This is a genomic window from Lunatimonas sp. (assembly GCF_020832325.1).
Classification (GTDB): Bacteria; Bacteroidota; Bacteroidia; order Cytophagales; family Cyclobacteriaceae; genus Lunatimonas.
In genome coordinates, this window is the sequence record NZ_JAFIEU010000009.1 from 1 (window position 1) to 22842 (window position 22842).

At 45.6% G+C, this 22842-nt stretch carries 17 protein-coding genes; 9 read left to right on the forward strand and 8 right to left on the reverse strand.

Annotated features, from left to right (window positions below; genetic code table 11):
* Positions 1-762: 762 nt before the first annotated feature.
* Together JJU34_RS02710 and JJU34_RS21755 are read left to right on the forward strand one after the other, a co-directional pair.
* Positions 763-999 (forward strand): hypothetical protein, encoded by a 237-nt coding sequence (locus JJU34_RS02710; RefSeq protein WP_228690785.1) that lies wholly within the window; start codon positions 763-765, stop codon positions 997-999.
* Positions 971-1393: a putative toxin-antitoxin system toxin component, PIN family gene (locus JJU34_RS21755; RefSeq protein ID WP_366512665.1), complete on the forward strand. Its 423-nt coding sequence runs from the start codon at positions 971-973 to the stop codon at positions 1391-1393. The genes JJU34_RS02710 and JJU34_RS21755 overlap by 29 nt, the downstream gene beginning before the upstream one ends.
* Before the next feature lie 496 nt (positions 1394-1889).
* On the opposite strand, the gene JJU34_RS02715 is transcribed toward JJU34_RS21755, so the two are convergent.
* Together JJU34_RS02715 and JJU34_RS02720 are read right to left on the reverse strand one after the other, a co-directional pair.
* Positions 1890-2288: a hypothetical protein gene (locus tag JJU34_RS02715; protein ID WP_228690786.1), complete on the reverse strand. Its 399-nt coding sequence runs from the start codon at positions 2286-2288 to the stop codon at positions 1890-1892.
* 586 nt (positions 2289-2874) lie between these two features.
* Complete coding sequence (locus JJU34_RS02720; protein WP_228690787.1) at positions 2875-3390, reverse strand: hypothetical protein; 516 nt, start codon at positions 3388-3390, stop codon at positions 2875-2877.
* Positions 3391-3930: 540 nt separating this feature from the next.
* On the opposite strand from JJU34_RS02720, the gene JJU34_RS02725 reads away from it, so the two are divergent.
* Positions 3931-5130: a DEAD/DEAH box helicase gene (locus JJU34_RS02725; protein WP_228690788.1), complete on the forward strand. Its 1200-nt coding sequence runs from the start codon at positions 3931-3933 to the stop codon at positions 5128-5130.
* 32 nt (positions 5131-5162) lie between these two features.
* On the opposite strand, the gene JJU34_RS02730 is transcribed toward JJU34_RS02725, so the two are convergent.
* The 6 genes from JJU34_RS02730 to JJU34_RS02755 form a co-directional block, all read right to left on the reverse strand.
* Positions 5163-5513: a thioredoxin family protein gene (locus JJU34_RS02730; RefSeq protein ID WP_228690789.1), complete on the reverse strand. Its 351-nt coding sequence runs from the start codon at positions 5511-5513 to the stop codon at positions 5163-5165.
* Positions 5514-5594: 81 nt separating this feature from the next.
* Positions 5595-6326 carry a lysophospholipid acyltransferase family protein gene (locus JJU34_RS02735; RefSeq protein WP_366512666.1) on the reverse strand — a complete coding sequence of 244 codons (732 nt, stop codon included), beginning with the start codon at positions 6324-6326 and terminating at the stop codon, positions 5595-5597.
* Positions 6327-6555: 229 nt separating this feature from the next.
* Positions 6556-8400 carry an alkaline phosphatase gene (locus tag JJU34_RS02740; protein ID WP_228690790.1) on the reverse strand — a complete coding sequence of 615 codons (1845 nt, stop codon included), beginning with the start codon at positions 8398-8400 and terminating at the stop codon, positions 6556-6558.
* 74 nt (positions 8401-8474) lie between these two features.
* Positions 8475-9581: a LamG domain-containing protein gene (locus JJU34_RS02745; RefSeq protein ID WP_228690791.1), complete on the reverse strand. Its 1107-nt coding sequence runs from the start codon at positions 9579-9581 to the stop codon at positions 8475-8477.
* 69 nt (positions 9582-9650) lie between these two features.
* Positions 9651-11204 carry a RagB/SusD family nutrient uptake outer membrane protein gene (locus JJU34_RS02750; protein WP_228690792.1) on the reverse strand — a complete coding sequence of 518 codons (1554 nt, stop codon included), beginning with the start codon at positions 11202-11204 and terminating at the stop codon, positions 9651-9653.
* Between the two features lie 20 nt (positions 11205-11224).
* Positions 11225-14296: a TonB-dependent receptor gene (locus tag JJU34_RS02755; RefSeq protein ID WP_228690793.1), complete on the reverse strand. Its 3072-nt coding sequence runs from the start codon at positions 14294-14296 to the stop codon at positions 11225-11227.
* 231 nt (positions 14297-14527) lie between these two features.
* Between JJU34_RS02755 and JJU34_RS02760 the strand changes: the two genes are divergently transcribed.
* From JJU34_RS02760 to JJU34_RS02785, 6 genes are all read left to right on the forward strand, one after another.
* On the forward strand, positions 14528-15439 hold the full coding sequence (locus tag JJU34_RS02760) for a dihydrodipicolinate synthase family protein (protein WP_228690794.1): 912 nt from the start codon (positions 14528-14530) through the stop codon (positions 15437-15439).
* A gap of 33 nt (positions 15440-15472) precedes the next feature.
* On the forward strand, positions 15473-17011 hold the full coding sequence (locus tag JJU34_RS02765; RefSeq protein ID WP_228690795.1) for a sialidase family protein: 1539 nt from the start codon (positions 15473-15475) through the stop codon (positions 17009-17011).
* Complete coding sequence (locus tag JJU34_RS02770) at positions 17011-18177, forward strand: AGE family epimerase/isomerase (RefSeq protein ID WP_228690800.1); 1167 nt, start codon at positions 17011-17013, stop codon at positions 18175-18177. Before JJU34_RS02765 ends, JJU34_RS02770 begins: the two co-directional genes overlap by 1 nt.
* Positions 18178-18500: 323 nt before the next feature.
* Entirely contained in the window at positions 18501-19418 is a 918-nt protein-coding gene (locus JJU34_RS02775) for a restriction endonuclease (RefSeq protein WP_228690796.1), read from the forward strand.
* A gap of 63 nt (positions 19419-19481) precedes the next feature.
* The gene (locus tag JJU34_RS02780; protein ID WP_228690797.1) at positions 19482-21830 is read left to right on the forward strand and encodes a class I SAM-dependent DNA methyltransferase; all 2349 of its coding nucleotides are present in this window, start codon (positions 19482-19484) and stop codon (positions 21828-21830) included.
* 2 nt (positions 21831-21832) lie between these two features.
* Positions 21833-22842: PDDEXK nuclease domain-containing protein (locus JJU34_RS02785; protein ID WP_228690798.1), on the forward strand; the 1010-nt coding region annotated here is incomplete at its 3' end.

The window sequence follows — 22842 nt, forward strand, 5'->3', positions numbered from 1 at the left end:
GCGGTAGAGCCAATCGTGCCTACACCCTATCGCCAAAACCCCACAAGGCAAGTGTAGGCATGCCGACCGTTCGTTTGTAGTCAAATTTAGCCTAGCCTCGAAACGCCATCGGTTCGACGATTCTCCGATCTAACAGTTCGACAATCCACCAATTCCACGATTCGACGGTCGTTGGGTTCGCCACGAAATTACGGCCCCTTCAACCATTCCCGGGTTTTGGCGGGACGGGTATGGCACCATAGATATTTTCTGCGGCCAAAACACAAACCTAGGCAATCGCCTTTACCCGGGGCTGACACCCCGGGCTATACAGATGCCACCCCTTTGGGGCTATGCGGAGCTAATAAACACTGACACTCCGTCTCACAAAATACCAATATCATTCCTGCGCGGGGGGAGGCCAAAAGACAAGGATTATTCAAAAAAACGACCCCGAAGGCGGTCGAATATTTATAGCCCCGGGTGCAAACCCGGGGAATAGAGACCAAAAATCATCCCAGTTTTTGCCAGCGGTAGAGCCAATCGTGCCTACACCCTATCGCCAAAACCCCACAAGGCAAGTGTAGGCATGCCGACCGTTCGTTTGTAGTCAAATTTAGCCTAGCCTCGAAACGCCATCGGTTCGACGGTCAAACGATTCGACAATCCCACGATTCGACAAAAAGACGGTTCGACCCGCCAACAAATATACCAGCCAAAAGAACCCTTTGTAAATGAAAAATCGTTATCTTAACCAACGATACTGCAATTATTCCCCAAACGATGGCAACATTGATTTTAAATAGCAATGAAGAAGAGGACATAAAACTGTTGCTGGACACCGCGAAAAAACTCGGTCTAGATTTACGGTTGGCCGATAACGAATGGCTGCTTATGGAAGAAGCCGAACGCTTGAGCAAAATAGACAATCCCCAGGCTTTTCCAACGGAAGAAATTGTTGACCTATGTAGGTCAGTCCGAAAATCCCGGTATGAGAAAGCAAACAAGCGTAGTTCTTGACACGAATATCTGGGTTAGCTATATAATTTCTGGAAACCTCAGAGAACTCTCAGCCCAAATACTGACCTACCAGCTTCAGGTATTCGCGTGCAAAGAACTTTCGAACGAATTGGAGGATGTCCTGTGCAGACAAAAAATAAAGAAATTACTAACCTATCCAGTCAACGACTACCTCCGGTTGATTCAAAAGTTGACCACCAACTTCAACATTCACCCGATCTTTAGAGGAGCTCCCGATCCTCAGGACAATTTTCTTTTCGACCTTGCATTGCAGTCCAAATCTTCCTTGTTAGTGACAGGCGACAAAAGACTATTCGCAGTTTCAGTTTTAAGTCTGTCGATATTGACGCTATCTGATTTTAAAAAAAGATTTCCAATACACCTCACTAAGTGAAAAGTTGTTAGGTAAAAAAAATGAAACACGTTTCACGAAAACGGTGGATATATGCCTTCGGAGATATAGAAATGATATATACTTCGTGATATAGGTGGATATATGCCTTCGGCGATATAATTGGTTGCAGGAGCGAAAGTAGAGTCGTTTCTTTTTGAACAATCTAATATCTCATGTCTTACATCTTATGTCTCCGAGATATGCCTTCGGCGAGACAGGAAATGATATATGCTGCGCGATATAGGTGGATATATGCCTTCGGCGATATATTAGGTTGGTATATCGAAAGTACGCTGGCTTCGGATCTTTAGTTTTGGTAGCGACGTAGGGTCGTTAATCTCGCGAATCTTAAATCTCACGTCTAACGTCTTATGTCTCTGAGATATGCCTTCGGCGATATTTTTAAGGGATAGATGGTATTAGCTTGTCTTCCGACAGGTGGTATCATTAACCTGTGCTAAATAGCTCAGGTTAGGTTGCTATATTGGTATCTGCTTTAGTTTTTGATGATGAATGACTTGATAAAATTACTCATTTCGTTATCCAATTCAGGTAAAATTTCGGAGGTTGTATCGCAAATGATTTCAACTCCAAAATTATTCCTTTTTATATAGCCAATAAGCACAGTATGTTCAATTGAACTACGTTCATAGGTTCCTTTAAATATAGCTGATTGAGGATCCTTAGAAAAATCTGGATAACCTCCTAAAAGATCCCATTTTAAGTTGTAACCTTTTGTTCCTATTAAGCTAGCGCTATATTCTACAACATCAAGTGTGTCATTTAATTGTTCATATAGTATGGCCATTATTGGCTCTACTGGTCTATTTTGAGAATCGATGATCGGCGTGTGTTTAAACATCACAATTCCTTTCTTACCTACTTCTGGTGGCAAATCTTGGATTAATTTCCATTTTGAAGAATCAGGAAGTTCAAATTGAACGGCAGAATTAATTTTCTTTATGGCTAAATGATCAACCGAGGCTAATTATTGTGAAAATGATTGATGATAGGCAATCATTAAAGTAACTAAAAGAAAGGTTTTCATATTTTGGACCCAAAATTATACCAACGTTTTGTGTATAGGACTTGTACTGGCTTTCGAAGCAATTTCTTGCTGGGTTGCACCAAATTTGCTGGAAAGCACAAAGCTTAAGTTTACAAATTTAGCCACTATAATTTATTTACAAAGTGTGTGTTTAGCATGGCCATTTGGTATGCAATATACCATACTATTGCAGAGGGTATACTAATTTCTAAGGATTTCTTTCCCGCTGGGGTAGTTCCGAGATAGAATCGGCAGACCTGAGGCGTTAGCAGGCAGCATAACTTGGCCTGGTTTCTCAGGGGTTGTCCGTGAGGGGAAAGAGCGTAAATAACTTTACTTGTTACTTCTATTATATTGGATACCATTAGTATAAACGTTGATAGTGTCACTTAGGTTAACCCAAAAGTATATCCTTTATTCGTTTATGCGATTGTTAATTTAGTTTTTCCTTTTTAACTATAAGGGATCTTATAGTTAGGTTAAAATTTCCCGTATTTGGCAGAAAATCCTTGTTTATTAGTTTCAAATGAGGATTAATAGTCAACTTAAACAAATGGCCTCCTATTCCTAAGTATGGAACTAGTCTAAGGGAACCTTGGTGAAAGTCGGAGTAGTAAATTGTTTCGGCTCCAAATGTAAACATCCAAAAACCCACATATGCTCCTGCTTTTGGTCCCCATATGAAGTTTTTTGTATTTAGTCCGAATTCATTTGAAAAGTAAATAGATGAGCTTATAGGGTGATGGTAATTATTATAAGTTGATTTTATTAGGCCGAATTCCAATAGATGATAATTTCTTGAATTGGAGTCTTCAAAATTGTAGTTATAACCTGCAATGAATCCTAATTCCTTAAAGGTGCCTTTGTTTAAATGAAGTGAGTCTTGCGCCCTAGCAACTTGATAGAATAAAATGGAAAGGAGAACAAATAAGGCTTTTTTCAACTTCATAATTCATGGCCAAAGCAAATGTTGTGACGAAGGACAAACTCTACGGAAACCAATTTGCAACTAAAAAGTAACCTGATTATGTTCCTGCCACCAAAGCACAAATTAACACAAATTATTTAATTTTATCAGTGGAAATTAGTGTATTCCTGGCAGAAAAAAGCGCATGCTGTAATTGTTCTTTTGTTTTTTTCATTGTTGATGTTTTTCAATCTCCTCTTCTCCGTACTGTCTACTCTTCTGGTTCAACTATTTTTTGTGCTACTAAGCCGCAAGCACGTCTTGGCTTTCCCTTCGCATCCGACTCCACATGTGCAAGCATATTGGCTTAAAGGGGTTTTGGATTCGAAGTAAGTTGTAAAAATGGAGGGAAGTGAATTCATCGCTCGCCTCAGATAAAAATTATGTTACTTTCCTTCCCAAAAATGCCTACCTTTGTATTACTTTATAATAAAGCAGGGCCAGTTGTAGGCAGCTTTTAATCAATCTCCCGCCGGAAAGGACCATACAACATCTCACCCGGCCCATTATCACAAGGCCTTTATGCCATTCAAAAATTTAGGAATAATTGACTCTATCCTCAAGGCTGTAGCCAACGAAGGATACACCACCCCCACACCCATTCAGCAACAGGCAATCCCCCTCGTATTGGGTGGCAGGGACCTGCTTGGTTGCGCCCAGACAGGCACCGGAAAAACCGCCGCCTTTGCCATACCTATCATCCAATTGCTGAGCCTACAGAAACAAAAAAGGCCGGGAATCAAGGCGCTGATTTTGACTCCTACGAGGGAGTTGGCTATACAAATAGACGAAAGTTTCGCTGCCTACGGAAAGTTTGCCGGTATCCGGCATACGGTAATTTTTGGAGGTGTCTCACAACTCCATCAAACCAATGCCCTCAAAAGAGGGGTAGAGGTTTTGGTAGCCACTCCTGGCAGGTTGCTCGATCTGATCAATCAGCGGTTTGTAGATCTTAGGAACCTGGAAATCTTTGTCTTGGATGAGGCAGACAGGATGTTGGACATGGGTTTTATACACGATGTGAAAAAAATCATTGCGCTGCTTCCCCAGAAAAGACAGACCTTGTTTTTCTCGGCTACCATGCCACCTGAAATCCAAAAACTTGCCGATACTTTATTGACAAAGCCGGCTTTTGTGGAAGTTACTCCTCCTTCTTCCACGGTGGACAAAATCCAGCAACAGCTTTTTCTCACCTACAAAGCAGACAAACCAAAATTGTTGCTACACCTTTTAAAGGATAAAAACATCGGTTCGGCATTGGTATTTACCCGCACCAAACATGGAGCGGACAAAGTAGTCAAATTTCTTGTGAAGGAAAATGTAAAAGCTGCTGCCATCCACGGTAACAAAAGCCAAAATGCAAGACAGAATGCGTTAAAGGATTTTAAAAGTGGCAAGCTGCAGGTACTTGTAGCCACGGATATAGCGGCAAGAGGCATTGATATAGATGAATTGGCCAATGTGTTCAACTTTGACCTACCCAATATTCCCGAAACGTATGTACACAGAATCGGACGAACGGGAAGGGCAGGGAACTCGGGCGTTGCCATGTCATTCTGTGATGCAGAAGAGCTGAAGGACCTTAAGGATATCGAGAAATTAATTGGTAAAAAAATTCCAGTTGTGCAAAATCACCCCTATGAATTTGAAGGTGTGATGAAACAACAGGCGGTGGAAAAAAAGAAAAATCCCCAACAAAATCAGCGGCGAAGACGGCATTGAGCTAGGTGTTTCCGTGGGCAGTGCGGATCTGATTAGTTATCGAAGAAGAAGCTATATGGGCGGCTTATCCGATGGTGGAATTCCCCCATGCTGATCAGCCCATTGCTTCGGAAAAACTCTTTTCCTTCTAAGAAACCGATAATCCCCGGAACGGAGGCCATACGTAGTTGGTAGGCCAGTTCCTTTTGGTCATTGGCTGAAAGCGGAATGAACTTCAAGTTGGGAAATTCACTTTCCATCAGCGCGCTGATTTTCGGAAAAAGGACCTTACAAACGCCGCAGGATTCGCTGTAGAAGTAAAAAAGCACCCCCTGATTTTCAGCAAGTAGGTTTTGAAAATCTTGCATGCTCAGAGGTGCTTTAATGGAGGCATTGTTTTCCATGGCTTCCCTTTTAACGGTTTCACGTTCAAAGGTATGGCCTTAGCGCAGGAGGATTGGTGATAAAAATTACACAACCTACATTTACTCGTGGGTAAGAATCATCGCTTCCAGTCGGTTGAAGCACTTTTCTTTGAGGGTTTCGATATCTGCTGCCCGAAGGTCCCTTGGTGGAAATATCGGCGCCGAAAAATAGATACGGACGGTGCCAGGCCACATCCATAAAGAACCCTTCGGCATCACCTTTTCGGATCCAATGATGGCCATAGGAAGCAAAGGTGTCTGGGTTTCTATGGATAGCCGAAAGGCACCGTTGAAAAACGGCAGCAACGTTTGGTCCGAATCGTTTCGGGTGCCTTCGGGGGCGACAACGATGGAGTGGCCTTCAGAGAGAAATTGATTCAATTTTTGGATACTTTTTTCGCGTGACTCCGGGTTTTTACGATCCACCCAAACTGCATACGGAGAAATGACCCACCCAAAGAGTGGGATTTTCTTCAACTCCTTTTTTCCAAGTGCGCGAATTTCCTGGGGGATGGACATCGGAATAACCGGAGCGTCCAAAAAAGATCGGTGATTGAATGTATAGATGTAGGCTAGGCTACGGTCGATGTGTTCCATTCCCTCCACCTGAAACCGGATACCCACTAAAAACGACCACCACTTGGCCCAGAGGCGAATGAAGAAAAAGGATACCCGGATACCCTTGGGAGGGAAAAGAGACGGTATGAGGATAAATAGTCCCATTGCCACCATCAAGATATTAAATACCAAGATGGCATACACGCTGTATATAAGCCGAATGAATTTCATCATTTTTGCGGCAAAAATACTAAGTTATCGAAGGATTTGGTAAACAAAACCGATGATTTTGACCTAGACATCAAAAAGAGGAGCGTCTAAAATGGTGTGTCAGGCAATAAGGTTACCCTTGCTGCTGTGTATCTAGGTGCCACTTTTGTGGTATGGTTCATTGATAGGGGCAACAAATCGTTCATAGGCCCACTTGATGGATCCTTGGATACACATCAAGTGGGGGGTGTGGTCAATTTCCACCTACATACCGTTCCACGATTTCGAGTATCTTGTGAAAGATAGCTGTGTTTTCGTATACTCCCTGAAAGCTATTTGCATGGGGTCCATAGGCAAATACAGGCACTGGAATGCCTGTGTGGTCCTGGGTGGAGAATTCCAGTTCTACCTGTCCTCTTTGGATGTTTCCCTGTGGCAACGTTATGCCACCGGTTTCGTGGTCAGCGGTAACGATTACCAACGTTTCTCCATTTTCGTCCGCAAATCGAAGGGCTTCCGCTACGGCCTCGTCGAAATCAATCCCTTCTTCCACCACGGTTTCGGCATGATTGGCATGGCCTCCCGAATCGATGTACGCACCTTCTACCATTAGGAAGAAGGGAGCATCTTTTTGGGAAAAATGAGACAGTGAGGCCGATAAAGCGTTTTTAAGGAAGCCTTTTCTTCCCTGAGCGACTTTTGGCAAGCTGTGGTTTGACGCGAAATAGCCTACCCGTTCGCCGGTATAGTCAGCCAGTTCGTTCAGGCTATGTACCAATTGAAATCCAGCTTGCTCCAGATTTTCCAGCTCCGAATTTCCATAGCGGATAAAGTCGTTCTTTCCTCCGCCAATAAAGAGATTTAGGGGACTTTTAGAGAGATCACTAGCGATCTCCTGGATCAAATCCCGTTCCGTACGGTGTGCGTAGAAGGCACCCGGCGTAGCTCCCGTCAGGTTATCGGTCGTAACAATGCCGGTTTGAAACCGGTACTGCTGTAGGTATTCCGGAAGGTTTTGCGCGGGCGATCCGTCCGGCAGTGCACCAACGCTTCGATTCTTAACTTTTTGTCCGGTGGCAATTGCGGTACCGGCTGCGGCCGAGTCAGTAGTAAAGTCGTCCGAAGATTGGGTTTTGATGAGCCCCAGGTGTTGCATGGTGGCCAGGCTTAGCTGATTTTGGTTGGCATACAGGGCCGCGGCAAACTGCGCGAGGCCAAACCCATCGCCGATCAATAAGATGATATTTTTCACCGGGGCTTGGATGCCGTCGTTGGCAAAGGTAGGTTTGTAAATGGCTCGAACGTTTGGACTAATATACAGGCGATCCTCCAAGGTAGATAGGTACTCCCTAGCTTGGTAGGGCATATCGGTGTTGATATAATCCACCCCGAGTTCTTTAAGTGCTTTCCAGGCTGTCTTGCTGTCGGGAGTGGCCCAAAACCTAAAGGGCTTGCCAAAGGAGTGTGCCACAGCGATGGCCTTCTTTAACCGTTCCTCGTGCTCGTCAATCAGACGTCCTTTGCCATTCCAATCCGAAAAACTCCTAAAACTTAGGCTAAACAGTGCGATCTTCTCTAGGGGAAGGTTGGCGGTATCCGTGATACTTTGGTAATCAAATAAGATGTGATCTGGGTAATTTCGGTAGTCCTCCGGTTTGGGCCTATTACCTGAAATGACCGCGGTGACCATAGGTGTAGTTCCATTCCCTCCGAACAGCTCTGGGTATTGTTCGAGCTGTTCGCTGATTTTTTCCAGAGTGGAATAGGCCTCTGTTTTGATGTCGATAAGGAGTTGAAAGGGTTTTCGATTTTGAATTTGGAGTGTATAGGCCTGACGAATAGGCTCCAGATACAGGCTTTGGAGAGTTCTTTCCGTTGAAATGCTCTCCTTTTCATGGGCTACATATAGCTTTCCGTCCAATAGAATGACATCCGCTTCGATGGATTCCAGACCGTTTGCATAGGCCTCCCAGAAAGGGGCATTACGGATATAATCATTATGGCTGTGGATTTTTGTTTCTCCTTGCGCAAGGCATGTTAATGCAGAGAGAAATGACGCGACTAGAAATAAACAACAGTTTTTAATTTCCTGCAACATAGCATGGGGGTTGGATATGAAAAACGGTGGCCCGCTGCTGCACAGAAGGCCACCGTTGTCAAAAATAATGGAATTTAGTTGATTTTCGAGGCTTCGTATTCCGCTAGGACCTGCTGGGAAGTCAGGGCGTAATCATAAATTACGATTTTTCGATAGGCCGCGCCAAGTCTGTCTCCGTAAGTTCCCGTGCCATCTTGGTTGATGTGAATGGGGTTTTCGTTATCCAAGTTCGTTTGTGTCATGGGACGTTCAGCACTTAGCTTTCCATCCACATAGATCGAAGCGCTGCCTGCTCGATTGAGCACACAGGTAACGAAATGCCATTGGCCCGTCATCCAAGGAGTGCCTCCTTCGCCTTCGCTGGGCTCTGCAAAATCCACTTTACCAACTCCTGCTTCCCCGGCTACGAGGCGGAGGTTTCCACGTCTATAAGCCAGTACCCAGCCGGTATTGTTTGAGCTGTTCCAGTTCATGGTGCCAATCATGGCAGGGTCACTGATATTGTGATCCGATCGGAACCAAAAACTAAAGGAGAAACTGCGGTTATTGCCGAATTTTAGGTAGTTGGCGTTTTCCAGTTGGAGACATGAAATTTCGTTTGGTTTGAAGGTAGCGATGATACCGCCATTTTGGGGCGCTGGGGCCAAGCCGCCGACATTCACAGAGGTTGTTTTGATTTCGGTGATGGAACCGTCCGCTCGCTTAAAGCTTACAGGGGAGGGGACGTCATCACTGACCAAGTAGGTGTAGGATTTCATGGAGGGATAGTCAAATCCTTTTACACCGCGGTCATTGAAGTATACGTGAAAAAGCAACGGTGAACTTTGGGCGAAGGGAACGTTCAGATTTGCTACCGGGTGGGAAAAGCTTGCACTTGTACCATTGACTTGAAGGGTTGCCAATAATTCCCGCTTCAGCAGACTAACTACTTCGATGCGTTCTATTTCGTACGTAGATTCGATATCGAGCTCCACGTTCATGTTGCTTCTATAGAAATCCTGAAACTCGTTGAAAGGGCGGTCGTCATTGCCCGTGTAGGGTGCTCCTGTTCTTGGATTGATATGGGAGAATTTCACTTCTTGGCCTAACAAGCGGTCATCTACGGTTATGCTGTCGTCTGACTGGCATCCGGTAAATAGAATTATGACCGCTAGGATCAATAAACTGATAGATTGCTTCATAAGTTTTTGATTTAAAGTCACAAGCCCGTGAGTGGTATCACTCCGTGGCTTGTGCTTTGGGTGATTGATTTACCAACCTTGGTTTTGGGAAATACCGGATATGGCTACCGTATTGGGTGGTATAGGCCATACGTGATGTATCTCCGGGTTGAATGTTCTGGCCGGCCATACTTCGTACAATTCAAATCCGGAATCGGGATCTGTTTTATTGAAGTGGTTTCTTCCGGTAGCAGGCCTTGCGTAGGCAGCTCGGGCATCACCCCATCGAATCAGGTCGATATGACGATCGGCGTATTCCGCAGCCAATTCTACCCGGCGTTCTTGCTTCAGGTCTTGTAAGGTAGCGTTGGTTTTCGGCGCCAGCCCTGCACGTTGCCGCACTTGGTTTAGAGGTGCGTCCCCATTTTGGTTTTGCATGATCAGAGCCTCCGATTTCATCAATAGGATCTCGGCAAATCGGATCAGCGGGATATTCAGGTTGGTGGTTACGTAGTTGCCGTTGGGATTCAAGTGTACCTCTTCGGGGAATCGGTAAGGGTGCATGTATTTATTGATCTGCAAGCCTGTCCAGGAGTTCCCCGAGTAGTACCTTCTTGGATTGCCCAAAAACATAAACTCGTCGCCAAATTCCAAGAGGGTGGCTCTCCTTCGGTGATCCCCCTCTTCAAAGGCATCGTACAGTTCCTGCGTAGCAGAAAAGGTACCCCATCCATTATAAAGGCCCCAACCGGTGTTTTCCAACATCACGCCAGGGAGAATTTGACCCCGTTCATTGCTGGAAACGGTAGAAAACACGTACTCCGAGGAGAAGTTGTTGTCCACATAGAATACACTGGCAAAATCCTCAGCTGGGTTTCCGGTATTGATCAATGTCCGTCCCGTTGGGGAGTTGATTACCATATCGGCGTAGGTCACTACGCTGGCCCATTTGCTCGCATCGTGATGTGCCCAATACAAGTACGTTTTCGCCAAGAAGGCGTGTGCGGCATCCTTGTGCGCCCTGCCCAAATCTCTATTGGAGTAGGTGGTGAAATACGGCAACAATTCAGCCGCGCGCAACAGGTCAGATTCAATTTGACGGAAATTATCCACAATGCTGGCAGGCCTAGTGAAGGAAAGATCCTCCATGTTTTCCTCCGTCACAATGGGAATACCGGCTCGGTGATCGGCAAATCGGGGAGCAAGCCAAAAGTACGTGTGGCCTCGCATAAAATACGCTTCGCCAAGCACACGATTCTTTAAGCTCTCTGGAATGTTCATGGAAGGAACGTACCGGATGATGTTATTGGCACGCTGTATCACTGTATACATGCGAGGATATATGGGGGCCATTCGGCCTTCTTGCCCAGTAGCTTGAAAGTTTCGTATAGCAGCAGCGGCCGCATCGGTTCTGCCTTGCATGATGTCGTCGGAGGCGGCTATCAGGTACATGAATCCCCGACCAAAAAGGTTGTCGTCGTCCCAGTGTTGGTACAACCCATTTACGGCCGTTATCGCGTCCTCTTCTGAAGCCCAGAAGTTACCGGAGGTAGGACTTCCCAAGGGGGTAAGTTCTGTGAAGGTGTCGCTGCACGCACTGAGCATCCCAGCCAACACCAAGAAAGGTATGATTATCTTTTTCATAATTATTATCGATTGCCTGGTTAAAAGTTCAGATTAAATCCTGCAGAGAAGGTTCTTGGCACCGGGAAGGTACCGTTGTCGATCACGGCTCCAGAACCCACTTCGGGGTCTATACCAGAGTAGGGAGAGAAGGTAACCAGGTTTTCTGCGGAGATGTAGAATCGGACATCTGCTCCGTTTCTAAGGCGGCTCATCAGATTGCTAGGTACATTGTAGCCAATGGTTAGGTTCCTTACCCGGAAATAGTCACCTTTTTCCAAGTACCAATCGGAGGGCTGTCCGAAGTTACCGTTAGGATCTTGGGTAGATAGTACCGGGATGGTTGCGTTGGGGTTAGTGGGCGACCAGGCTTCCAGTACCCTTCTATCTAAGTTGTATCCTTGTAGACCGGCATTGTATGCGGTGTGCTTGTATCCATTAAAAAGCATCACGCCGCCTACACCCTGACCGAAAATGGAGAGATCAAAGTTTTTGTACTCTAGGTTTAGATTGAGCCCATAGGTAAAATCCGGCATGGCATTTCCCATAAATATCCGGTCGTCATCGGAAATTCTACCATCTCCGTTTACATCTCGGAATATCAGGTCTCCGGGCCTAGCATTGGGTTGTATCTTCGTTCCATTGGCATTTACATAGGCCTCTATTTGTGCTTGGTTTTGAAAGATGCCATCGTGAGGAATCAGGTGGTAGGAATACAAAGGCTGTCCAGGTTCACTTCTGAAGGGGCGGATGGTTCCTCTAAGGTCGTTTCCGTGCATGATGAAATCGTTCGTAAACTCGTCCAAATCGAGCAATTCATTGTAGATGGTAGAGAAGTTTCCATTCACGCGGTAGCGTAGCTGCCCGATTTCGCCATGGTAAGAGGCACTGAGCTCAATACCCTTATTCAACACCGTACCCACATTGGAAAGTGCACCGGTAGGAACACCTGAGTGCGGATCCGGATCGTTTCTCAAAATCAATCCTCGGGTATACTTCTCGTAGTATTCTGCGGTGAAATTCAACCGATTGCCCAAAAGTGCTGCATCCAATCCGATGTTGGCTGTTTCTGAACGCTCCCAACGTAGGTTGGAGTTTGACATTTCGTTTAGCGATACATGCCGGTTACGTGTGCCGGGTTCGCCCAAAATCACATTATTGCCCGAAGCCAATGGAATGTTGAATGCGTACAAGCCCACTGAAGCGATGTTACCAATCTGGCCCCATGATCCCCTTAGTTTTAGTAGGTTGATCAGCGATGAATTGAAGAAGCTCTCCGAGGAAATCTTCCATGAGCCGGAGACGGCCGGAAAAAAGTCGGTTTTTGTGTTGGCGTGAAGCCTGGAGGTCTGATCTCTTCGCACACTACCCATAAAGAAATAACGGTCGTCGAAGTCATAGGTCAATCTTCCGATGGCGGAGGTTAGCGCATCTTCGTTTCCATATGCATCGGGTACCCTCAAAATAGTGGTGGCATTGCTAGCGTATTGGAACCAGTCGTCTTCCCGGTCGAAGTCCTGGACCTGAAAACTAAAGGCTTCTTCCTTTCTAAATTGCGCTGTGTATACGGCGGTAACCCCCAGATTGTGCTTGTCGAAGGACTTATTATAGTTTAGTTGCTGATCCCAGATCCAACGGTTGCTGCTGCCTGCTCCTTGGTTTAGGAAGTTCATGTTGCTGGGTCTTCCGATCTCCGGTGCTCTTGGGCTAAAGTTCTTGTCACTCCAATTCCATAGATCGATGGAAAAGCTTGACTTGAAGGTTAGGTTTTCTAAGAGGTCGTACTCTGCATAGGCGATGGCATTGATGTTTGTACGGGGATTCTGAATCGTGGGCCGTAACAATAGAGATACTGGATTGTAGGTGTCTCCATAGGCGCCTGCAAACTGCGAGAGCTCAAAAGGTACGGTTCCGTGAAACTGTCCAAACTCATCGTAAACCGGAGCCGCAGGGTTCATGTAGATCGCATTGATAATTGCTCCGCTGTAGCTACTACTGGTGTTGATGCCTCTGGAGGTGGAGTGGTTGAAGTATACATTTTGACCAACCCGAAATTTATCTGTCAGGTCGTATTCGGACTTCAGACGGAAAGAAAACAATTCGTAGTTGGTGTTTAGCAAAATACCCTCTTTGTTGTGATAACCAAACGAGGTGCTGTACCTTCCTCGGTCGCTGCCTCCGCTGAGTTGGATGTTGGCGTTGGTAATGGCTCCGGTGCGGAAGATCTCATCCATCCACACTGTTCGGGTGACTTGGCTCCATGGGTTTAGCAAAGGATCGTGAGCCGATTGGGGCACTGCTCCTGCATGAGCTGCAGCTGCTCGATAAGCAGCAGAGTACTCCTGCGCATTCAGTGCCTCAGGCGTTTGATAGGCAGATTGCATGCCTTGGTAAAAATCTACACTGACTTTTGGAGCACCGCTCTTGCCACTTTTGGTGGTGATCACAATGACGCCGGAAGCTGCCTGTGCACCGTAAATGGCAGCAGCCGCGGCATCCTTTAACACTACCATGCTTTCAATGTCGTTGGGATTTATTCTACCCCCATAATAAGGCATGCCGTCTACTACATATAGAGGGGACTCATTTCCGAAAGTGCCCACACCTCGAATAACAACGCGGGGCGTAGCTCCGGGATCACCTGAACCAGCTACGACGGTCACACCGGCGATTTGCCCTTGTAACATATCTTGTACACTGGAAATAGGTCGATTCACCGTTGCCTGTACGTCTTCGAGCTGTCCAATCGAGGTGGTAAGGTCAGCTCTTCGGCTCGTTCCATATCCGACTACCACGACTTCACCTAGCTGGCCCATATCGGCCTTGAGGGATACATTGATAATGGACTGATTGCCGACGGAGACTTCCTGTGCTTCCAATCCGACAAATGAAAACACCAATACGGCGTTTTCACCGGAAACGCTCACAGAGTAATTGCCATCTATATCAGTGGCTGTACCCGTTCCCGTACCTTTAACAAGAACCGAAACCCCAGGGATGGGATTGTTGTCCTCCTGCGAGAGGACGGTTCCTCTGACGGTCCTAGTCTGCGCCTGCGCGATGGCAGCAATACAGATCAATAAGACCGTGATCAAGTAATATTTTTTCTTCATACGAAAATTAGTTTGATGTTGCTTCGATAAAATTACAGAAAGGGAGGGCGGAAAAGGTGGAGAAATCTTGCAGGAAGGTGGCCAAATCTTTCAAATACTTCTCCTCAAATGACCAAAAAGGGGTACGATTCTTTCAGTAACAATGAGGTAATCATTCTGTAAAAGTGAGGTAATAAAAATCTCGGTTTAGCACGGGATGTTTTTTTGGGCTATTTTTGGTAAAAAAAGTCTATGATGCACCCTAAAATATCCGGTTTGATTGCGGCCACATTTACGCCCTACGATTCGTTCGGCGAACTGAATCTCTCTGCGATTCCCCCACTAGTCGAGCGTCTTCGGTTTGGGGGAGTCAAGGGGGTATTTATAGCGGGTACCACCGGTGAAAGTGCCTCGTTGCTTCTTACCGAAAAACTGCGATTGCTCGAAGCGTATGCCGCCTTCCAGCAAGACTCTTTTAAAGTGATGATGATGCTGTCCGGAACCAATCAGCGGGAGGCGATCGTTCTAGCAAATGCTGCCCGGAAACAGGGTATATATGGTACAGCCGTCACCGCTCCCTATTACTTTAGGCCCTCTAATGTAGGCCAACTCATCGACTACATGCTGCCCATAGCCGAAGCGGCCGGAGAATTGCCCCTATATTTTTACCATATTCCCCTGCTAACGAGGGTGGAATTGCCCATGTTGGAACTCCTGGAGCAGGTGGGTGACCGCATCCCCAATTTTGCCGGGATTAAGTATACACACAACGATTTGATGGAGTTTAACCGATGCCTTCGGTTTGACGGTAGTAGGTACGATGTACTCTGGGGTTGGGACGAGCTGTTTTTGGCGGGGCTATCCATGGGAGCAAAGGGTGCTGTAGGCAGTACCTATAATTTTGCAGCCCCCCTCTACCTCAGGATACAGGAAGCCTACGAGAGGGGCGATATGGAAGCAGCCCTACGCTTGCAGCAAAAATCCATCGACTTTATTGCACTATATGGAAAGTATGGGGGACCGGCGACCGGAAAGGCTATTTTAGGTTTATGCGGCTTTGACTTTGGGCCGTTTCGGGCGCCTGTTGTACCTTTGAGCAAAGAGCGAATCCTAGCGCTTGAAAAGGAACTCACCCAGTTGGGTTTTTTTGAGGAGATAATGTGAACCTATAACCTACCGGAAGGTAGCTAATTTCGTATGACAAGACTATTTATCCGTTTTTTTGTGATTGCCTGTTTGGTGACGTTTTATGGTTGCCAAGAAAAGACTGCTTATTTAGTGACCGATAAAGCGGTTTGGCAAATAAAACGCATTCCAGTTATTCAGGGACGCTTGACTACGGTGGGGGAGCTGGAGATTGACCGGGAGATTGCCGGGGAACTCAAGCAGCTTCGCCTTACCTTCAGCTCCGATACACCCCTGGATCGGGTGGTTCTGATGGAAAAAGTGGGCGAGGAACTGAAAGAGGTATTTTCCGATCGGACCGTTTCCGGATCGCTGTCCATTCCACTATCCGGTAACGAACGGGATCAGGGCAGGTCATTTTTGCTTCAGGTACAGCCTTCCAGTGCAGCCTCGCTTTTGGAAAAGATACAGTTGCATGTCGATTTTCTGGAATGGGGAGGAGAAAAAGCGGTTCCCCGGGCTGCGGATACATTTTCTGAATGGAGACTGGCAAAAGCCCTGCGGCATCACGGAGACGATGGCGTACATTCCTTTCGGATTCCTGGATTAGCCACATCAATGGAAGGAACGTTGTTGGCCGTATACGACATCCGCTGGGAAAGATCTAATGATTTGCAGGGGCATGTGGACGTTGGGCTTAGCCGTAGTACGGACGGTGGAGAAACCTGGGAGCCTATGAAAACCATCATTGACATGGGCGAATGGGGAGGCTTGCCACAGGACCAAAATGGCGTAGGTGATCCCGCGATCTTGGTGGATGAAAATACCGGTACCATTTGGGTGGTAGCTCTTTGGATGCATGGAAAGCCTGCGGAGGCCGCATGGAACAGTTCACAGCCGGGTATGAAGCCGGAGGAAACCGGTCAGTTGGTGGTGGTGAAATCCGAGGACGACGGCATGACCTGGTCAGACCCGGTAAACGTGACTTCATCTTTGAAAGACCCTTCCTGGCACCTGTTTTTGGCCGGTCCTGGCAGAGGTATTACCATGCGTGATGGTACCCTGGTATTTGCCGGACAGTACAAGGATGCGGAAAAAGTACCCCATAGCACCATTATTTACAGCAAAGACCAGGGAGCTACCTGGCACATGGGCAAAGGAGCTCGTAGCCACACCACCGAAGCCCAAGTGGTGGAACTGAGCGATGGATCCATCCTGTTGAACATGCGCGATGATCGGGGCGGATCCCGCGCGGTCATGGTGACCAAGGACTTGGGTGAAACATGGGAAGAGCATGTTTCACACCGAAGTGCATTGGTGGAACCTATCTGCATGGCGAGTATCATCACCAATCCATATGCCCAGGACGCTCCGGTTTTCTTTTTCTCCAATCCCAATACCACTGACGGGAGATACAACATCACCATCAAAACCAGCTTTGACGAAGGGAAATCCTGGCCGGAGGCAAATCAGTTGCTGTTGGATGAGGGAATAGGATGGGGATATACCTGCCTGACCATGATCGATAAAGACCATCTCGGTATCCTGTATGAGAGCAGCCAGGCAAATATGACTTTTCAGATTATACCCCTTAGCGAGCTGATTCGATGATGGATAAGGCAAGAGAACTGAGTAGTCTGTACAAGAACGCATTATTGGACGATGTGATCCCGTTTTGGGATACGTATTCGCCGGATGAGGTGAATGGGGGGTATTACACTTGTCTTCAGCGGGATGGTAGGGTGTTCGATACCGACAAGTTTGTATGGCTACAGGGAAGGCAAGCCTGGACCTATTCGATGCTTTACCGAAACGTGGCAAACAACGAGAGCTGGATACAGCAGGCCAAGCTGGGCGTGGATTTCCTGAAAAAGTTCGGCATGGACGGGGATGGAAATTTCTACTTTTCGCTCACCCGCGAGGGTGCCCCCTTGGTGCAACCTTACAATATCTTTTCGGATTGCTTTGCGGCGATGGCTTTCAGTCAATACGGACTCGCTGCGGGGGACGAGGAAAGTCTAGATTTAGCCAAACGCACTTTTTCCAATATCCTCTCCCGTCAGGAAAACCCAAAGGGGAAGTACAACAAAACCTATCCCGGCACCCGCCCTTTGAAGGGGTTTTCCCTGCCGATGATACTTAGCAATCTGTGCCTGGAGCTGGAGCCGCTGTTGGAGCCCGATTTGGTGGAGGAGACCTTGGCGCAATGCAAGCACGAGGTGATGGAGGTGTTTTTAGATCGGGAACAGCTCTTGGTCTATGAAAACCTATATCCGGACGGTGGTAAAAGTGATAGTTTTGAAGGGAGGCTGATCAATCCGGGGCACGGGATTGAGGCGATGTGGTTTATGATGGATCTGGCGCTTCGGACAGATGATCGCGAACTGATAAAAACGGCCGTCGATGTGACCATTAGCCTGATTGAGTACGGGTGGGATCCAGAATTTGAAGGTATTGTTTATTTTAAGGATGTCAAAGGATATCCTCCCCAGCAGTTGGAATGGGATCAGAAGCTTTGGTGGGTTCATCTGGAGACTTTGGTTGCCTTGGCAAAGGGGTACCGGCTTACCGGGGACAAGCGATGCGCCGAATGGTTTTTACGAATTCATGATTATTGCTGGAAGCATTTTGCCGATCCGGTGTATGGCGAGTGGTTTGGCTACCTGGACCGGCGTGGCAATCCGCTGTTGACGCTTAAAGGAGGGAAATGGAAGGGCTGTTTTCATGTGCCCAGGGCCATGTATCAGGTTTGGAAGACACTGGAGCAGGTTGGCTGAAGTGGTGCTGCGTTTGGCACTTTTTTTAACTGGACATTTTTGAGCTCTTAGGGCTAGCTACGGGCTGTTTTCCTATCAAAGGAGTCTTGGAACATCGTATCAGGCCAATTCGTCCTGCAAATTACCCCGATTAGGGTATTTTTTATTGGAACAGAAAAGGTTAGTTTTAGAGATTGGATAGTTTGGCTGTTTTGGGGGCAATTGAAGCTATAAAAGAAGAGACAGTTAACTTTTTTTAAAGAACATGTACTGGAGATAAATGGAGGAATATTTTGGCAAAAATACAAAAGTGAATTTCCATACAGATCACAAAAAGAAAATATATGATACCAGATTACCAAACCTTAATGCTTCCTTTACTAAAACTTGTTTCAGACGGACAAGAACACAAATACAGAGACTTGATTGAAAGTTTGGCAATTGAATTTGAAGTAACGGACGAAGAAAGAAGAGAACTTTTAGCAAGTGGTAACCAAGCCATTTTTGACAATAGAGTTGGTTGGGCAAAGACCTATTTAAAAAAGGCAGGACTGCTTGACTCTCCGAAACGAGCGACATTTGTAATTACCGACCTTGGGAGACAGACCCTAGCAGAAAACCCAGTCCGTGTTGACGCAAAATATTTAAGGCAGTTTCCTGCATTTTTGGAATTTCAAAGCGCTTCAAGAAACAATGAAACGGTAGAAGGGGAATCTACAATTATTGAAAATAGCGAACAGACACCCGAAGAGAGTTTGGACAAAGCTTATCAACGAATAAGAAAATCCCTAGCATCTGAATTACTTAACAAAGTTGTCGAACTCTCTCCTGCTTTTTTCGAGCGGTTGGTAGTTGAGCTTTTGGTAAAGATGGGGTACGGAGGTTCAATCAAAGACGCAGGTAAAGCAATGGGGAAAAGTGGTGACGAGGGAATTGATGGAACGATAAAAGAAGATAAACTCGGACTTGATATTATTTACATTCAAGCCAAACGTTGGAGACCGGGTAATGTCGTTGGACGACCTGAACTTCAAAAATTTGTTGGCGCACTTGCCGGACAAGGTGCCAAGAAAGGAATTTTCATAACCACTTCCAATTTTACTAAAGAAGCATTGGAATACATGCCAAGAAATGAAACAAAGATTGTTCTCATAGACGGTGAACAGTTGGCTCAACTAATGATTGACTATAACCTAGGTTGCACAACACAGCAGACTTATGAACTTAAAAAAATTGACAGTGACTATTTCGGAGAAGAATAAAATATACCAACAGAAATATGGCCGAACCAACGAATTAAAAACTAGCCTAATAAAAATTGAATTATGAACCAAACCGTACACAACCGACTAATTTCCTTCATCTGGTCCATAGCTGACGATTGTCTAAGAGACGTGTATGTCAGAGGAAAATACAGAGATGTCATCTTGCCCATGGTCGTGTTGAGGAGATTGGATGCCTTGCTTGAACCGACCAAAGAAGCGGTGATGGAAGAATTGGCTTTCCAGAGAGATGAAGCAGGATTTACCGAGTGGGATGAAACGGGTCTAAGGGATGCAAGTGGTTATGTGTTTTATAATACGAGTGAATGGACCTTGCAAAGGCTGTATGATACGGCTACCAATAGCCAACAAATTTTGCAAGCCAACTTTGAGGACTACCTGAACGGTTTCAGTCCTAATGTGAAGGAAATCATTGAGAAGTTTAAGCTCAAAAGCCAAATCAGACACATGGCATCCAAAGATGTCTTGTTGGATGTATTGGAGAAATTTACTTCTTCTTCTATCAACCTAACACCTTTTGAAAAGGAAGATCCTGATGGAAGAAAATTACCACCGCTTTCCAACTTAGGAATGGGCTATGTGTTCGAAGAGCTGATCCGGAAGTTTAACGAGGAAAACAATGAAGAAGCGGGGGAACACTTCACTCCAAGAGAAGTGATTGACCTGATGACGCACATCGTTTTTGATCCTATCAAAGACAAACTGCCACCTGTCATGACCATTTACGATCCTGCATGTGGTTCGGGTGGGATGTTGACCGAGTCCCAAAACTTCATCAAAGACGAAGAAGGAGCCATCCGAGCAATAGGAGATGTGTATCTCTATGGCAAAGAAATCAATGACGAGACCTATGCCATTTGTAAGTCGGATATGATGATCAAGGGCAACAACCCAGAAAATATCCGGGTGGGTTCCACACTTTCTACGGATGAATTTTCAGGTCACACCTTTGATTTTATGTTGTCTAATCCCCCTTATGGAAAGTCTTGGGCAAGTGAGGTCAAGTACATCAAAGACGGGAAAGACATTATTGACCCCCGATTTGTAGTTTCTCTGAAAGATTATTGGGGCAATGAAGAAGAAGTGGATGCTACGCCACGGTCATCGGATGGTCAATTACTTTTCTTGATGGAAATGGTCAACAAAATGAAGCCCTTAAGCCAAAGTGAGCATGGTTCCCGCATTGCTTCGGTGCATAATGGTTCCAGCTTGTTTACAGGTGATGCAGGTGGTGGGGAAAGTAATATTCGAAGGCACATCATCGAGAATGATTGGCTGGACTGTATTGTCCAATTGCCCAATAATTTGTTTTACAATACGGGTATAACTACCTATATCTGGTTTTTGACCAATCATAAGCCTGCAAACCGACAAGGGAAAGTCATCTTAATCGATGCCTCCCAGCGCTTTGCCAAGCTTCGAAAAAACCTGGGTGCCAAAAACTGTGAACTGACTGCTATGCATGTCAATGAAATTCAGGAAGCGTATTTGAATTTCAAGGCTATAGAGCGCAAGAGTGAGGATGGACTGGCGGCCAAGGTTTTTAACAATACTGATTTTGGCTATTACAAAGTAAGCATTGATCGACCGGCAAGACTGAAAGCCCAATTCACAGCCGAGCGCATAGCTGATCTGCGTTTTGATAAATCACTGAAAGAACCCATGCAATGGGCTTATGAAACTTTTGGCGAACATGTATATACAGATATCAAAGCCCTTGAAAAAGAAATCTTGGAATGGTGCGAGAAAAGTGGTTTAGACTTGAATGCCAAAAAGCGTAAAGAGCTTACTTCCAAAGCCACTTGGCAAAAGCAAAAAGATTTGCTGGAAATAGCGATCCTACTTCTAGAAAAAGTAGGTATGGAGGAATACAATGATTTCAACGTCTTTAGCGCCAAAGTAGACGGAGTGCTGAAAACTGAAAAAATCAAACTCTCTGCGAGCGAGAAAAATCAGATTTATGGAGCCGTAACTTGGTACGATGAAACCGCAGCAAAGGTCATCAAGAAAATAGAAAAGCTCAGCGGAGATAAATTGGATCAGCTTTTACACCATTTGGATTGTACGGCAGCCCAACTTCCTGATTTTGGTTATTACCCCAGTGGTAAAAAGGACGAATACATCATTTATGAAACACAAACCGATTTGCGAGACAGCGAAAATGTACCGCTGAATGAAGGTATTCACGACTACTTTCTGCGTGAAGTTAAACCGCATGTGAATGAATCGTGGATTGACTTAGACAAAACCAAAATTGGCTACGAAATCAGTTTTAACAAGTATTTTTACCAACACAAACCCTTGCGCAGCATAGAAGAAGTAAGTGCCGAGATTTTAACCTTAGAAGAAGAAAGCGAAGGCTTGATTATGGATATATTGAAAATGAGCTGATTATGGAGGTAACACTTTCACTGATTAAACAACTCAAGCAACGCATACTCAGCAGCAGATATCTGGTGGCTAAAGTGGCCAATTCTGAATCTTTACGCTTGTATTTTACCATTGGGCACGATTTGGATTTGGAAATTTCACAAAACGCTTGGGGTGATAAAATTTTAGACACTGTATCTGCCCGATTGCAACAAGAATTGCCCGGTTTAAGAGGCTTTTCGGCTTCCAATCTCAGGAAGATGAGGATCTTTTATCAAGCTTGGAACCAGTCGTTTAAAATTAGTTCGTCAGTGACGGACAAATTACAAATACAAGGGTTAGCGGAAATTTTACCGACAGTGTCGGACAAAATAACACCACTAGAATTTAAAGAAAATGACAGTGAAAAATCGGAAATATTAAAGCGTCAATTTTTCTTTATTTCCTTTTCTCATCACTACGAAATCATTCTCAAAACAACAGATGAAGAAGACCGTTGGTATTACATCCAACAAGCTGCGGTGAATTATTGGACGGTGAGGCATTTGCGCACCGAACTGAACAACAAAAGTCACCTCACGCATACCAACCTCAGCAACAATTTCAATCAAGTGCTGCCCGAGGAGATTTCCAACAAAGCCATTCGAGCGTTCAAAGACCAGTACCTTTTGGATTATGTGAACCTAGAGGATGCTGATGACGAAATAGACGAGCGTGTGTTGGAAAGAGAAATTGTGCTCAACATCAAAAACTTTTTGATGGCTTTGGGCAGCGATTTTTCGTTTATGGGAAATCAATACCGCATCATGGTGGAGGAAGATGAATATTTTATCGACTTGTTGTTTTTCCACAGAGGTTTGCAGGCCCTCATTGCTTTTGATTTGAAACGCGGAAAATTCAAACCTGAATACATTGGCAAAATGAATTTTTATCTCTCCGCCTTGGATGATTTGCTCAAAAAACCACACGAAAACCCATCCATTGGCATTATTCTGTGCAAAGAAAAAGACCAAAAAAAGGTGGAATACAGCTT

What these genes read in the sequence shown, in the direction of transcription:
- JJU34_RS02740 (WP_228690790.1), bottom strand. Translation starts at nt 8,400, where the DNA reads ATGTTGCAGGAAATTAAAAACTGTTGTTTATTTCTAGTCGCGTCATTT.
- JJU34_RS02730 (WP_228690789.1), bottom strand. Translation starts at nt 5,513, where the DNA reads ATGGAAAACAATGCCTCCATTAAAGCACCTCTGAGCATGCAAGATTTT.
- JJU34_RS02725 (WP_228690788.1), top strand. Translation starts at nt 3,931, where the DNA reads ATGCCATTCAAAAATTTAGGAATAATTGACTCTATCCTCAAGGCTGTA.
- JJU34_RS02770 (WP_228690800.1), top strand. Translation starts at nt 17,011, where the DNA reads ATGGATAAGGCAAGAGAACTGAGTAGTCTGTACAAGAACGCATTATTG.
- JJU34_RS02755 (WP_228690793.1), bottom strand. Translation starts at nt 14,296, where the DNA reads ATGAAGAAAAAATATTACTTGATCACGGTCTTATTGATCTGTATTGCT.
- JJU34_RS02760 (WP_228690794.1), top strand. Translation starts at nt 14,528, where the DNA reads ATGATGCACCCTAAAATATCCGGTTTGATTGCGGCCACATTTACGCCC.
- JJU34_RS21755 (WP_366512665.1), top strand. Translation starts at nt 971, where the DNA reads ATGAGAAAGCAAACAAGCGTAGTTCTTGACACGAATATCTGGGTTAGC.
- JJU34_RS02735 (WP_366512666.1), bottom strand. Translation starts at nt 6,326, where the DNA reads ATGATGAAATTCATTCGGCTTATATACAGCGTGTATGCCATCTTGGTA.
- JJU34_RS02750 (WP_228690792.1), bottom strand. Translation starts at nt 11,204, where the DNA reads ATGAAAAAGATAATCATACCTTTCTTGGTGTTGGCTGGGATGCTCAGT.
- JJU34_RS02775 (WP_228690796.1), top strand. Translation starts at nt 18,501, where the DNA reads ATGATACCAGATTACCAAACCTTAATGCTTCCTTTACTAAAACTTGTT.
- JJU34_RS02710 (WP_228690785.1), top strand. Translation starts at nt 763, where the DNA reads ATGGCAACATTGATTTTAAATAGCAATGAAGAAGAGGACATAAAACTG.
- JJU34_RS02765 (WP_228690795.1), top strand. Translation starts at nt 15,473, where the DNA reads ATGACAAGACTATTTATCCGTTTTTTTGTGATTGCCTGTTTGGTGACG.
- JJU34_RS02780 (WP_228690797.1), top strand. Translation starts at nt 19,482, where the DNA reads ATGAACCAAACCGTACACAACCGACTAATTTCCTTCATCTGGTCCATA.
- JJU34_RS02720 (WP_228690787.1), bottom strand. Translation starts at nt 3,390, where the DNA reads ATGAAGTTGAAAAAAGCCTTATTTGTTCTCCTTTCCATTTTATTCTAT.
- JJU34_RS02745 (WP_228690791.1), bottom strand. Translation starts at nt 9,581, where the DNA reads ATGAAGCAATCTATCAGTTTATTGATCCTAGCGGTCATAATTCTATTT.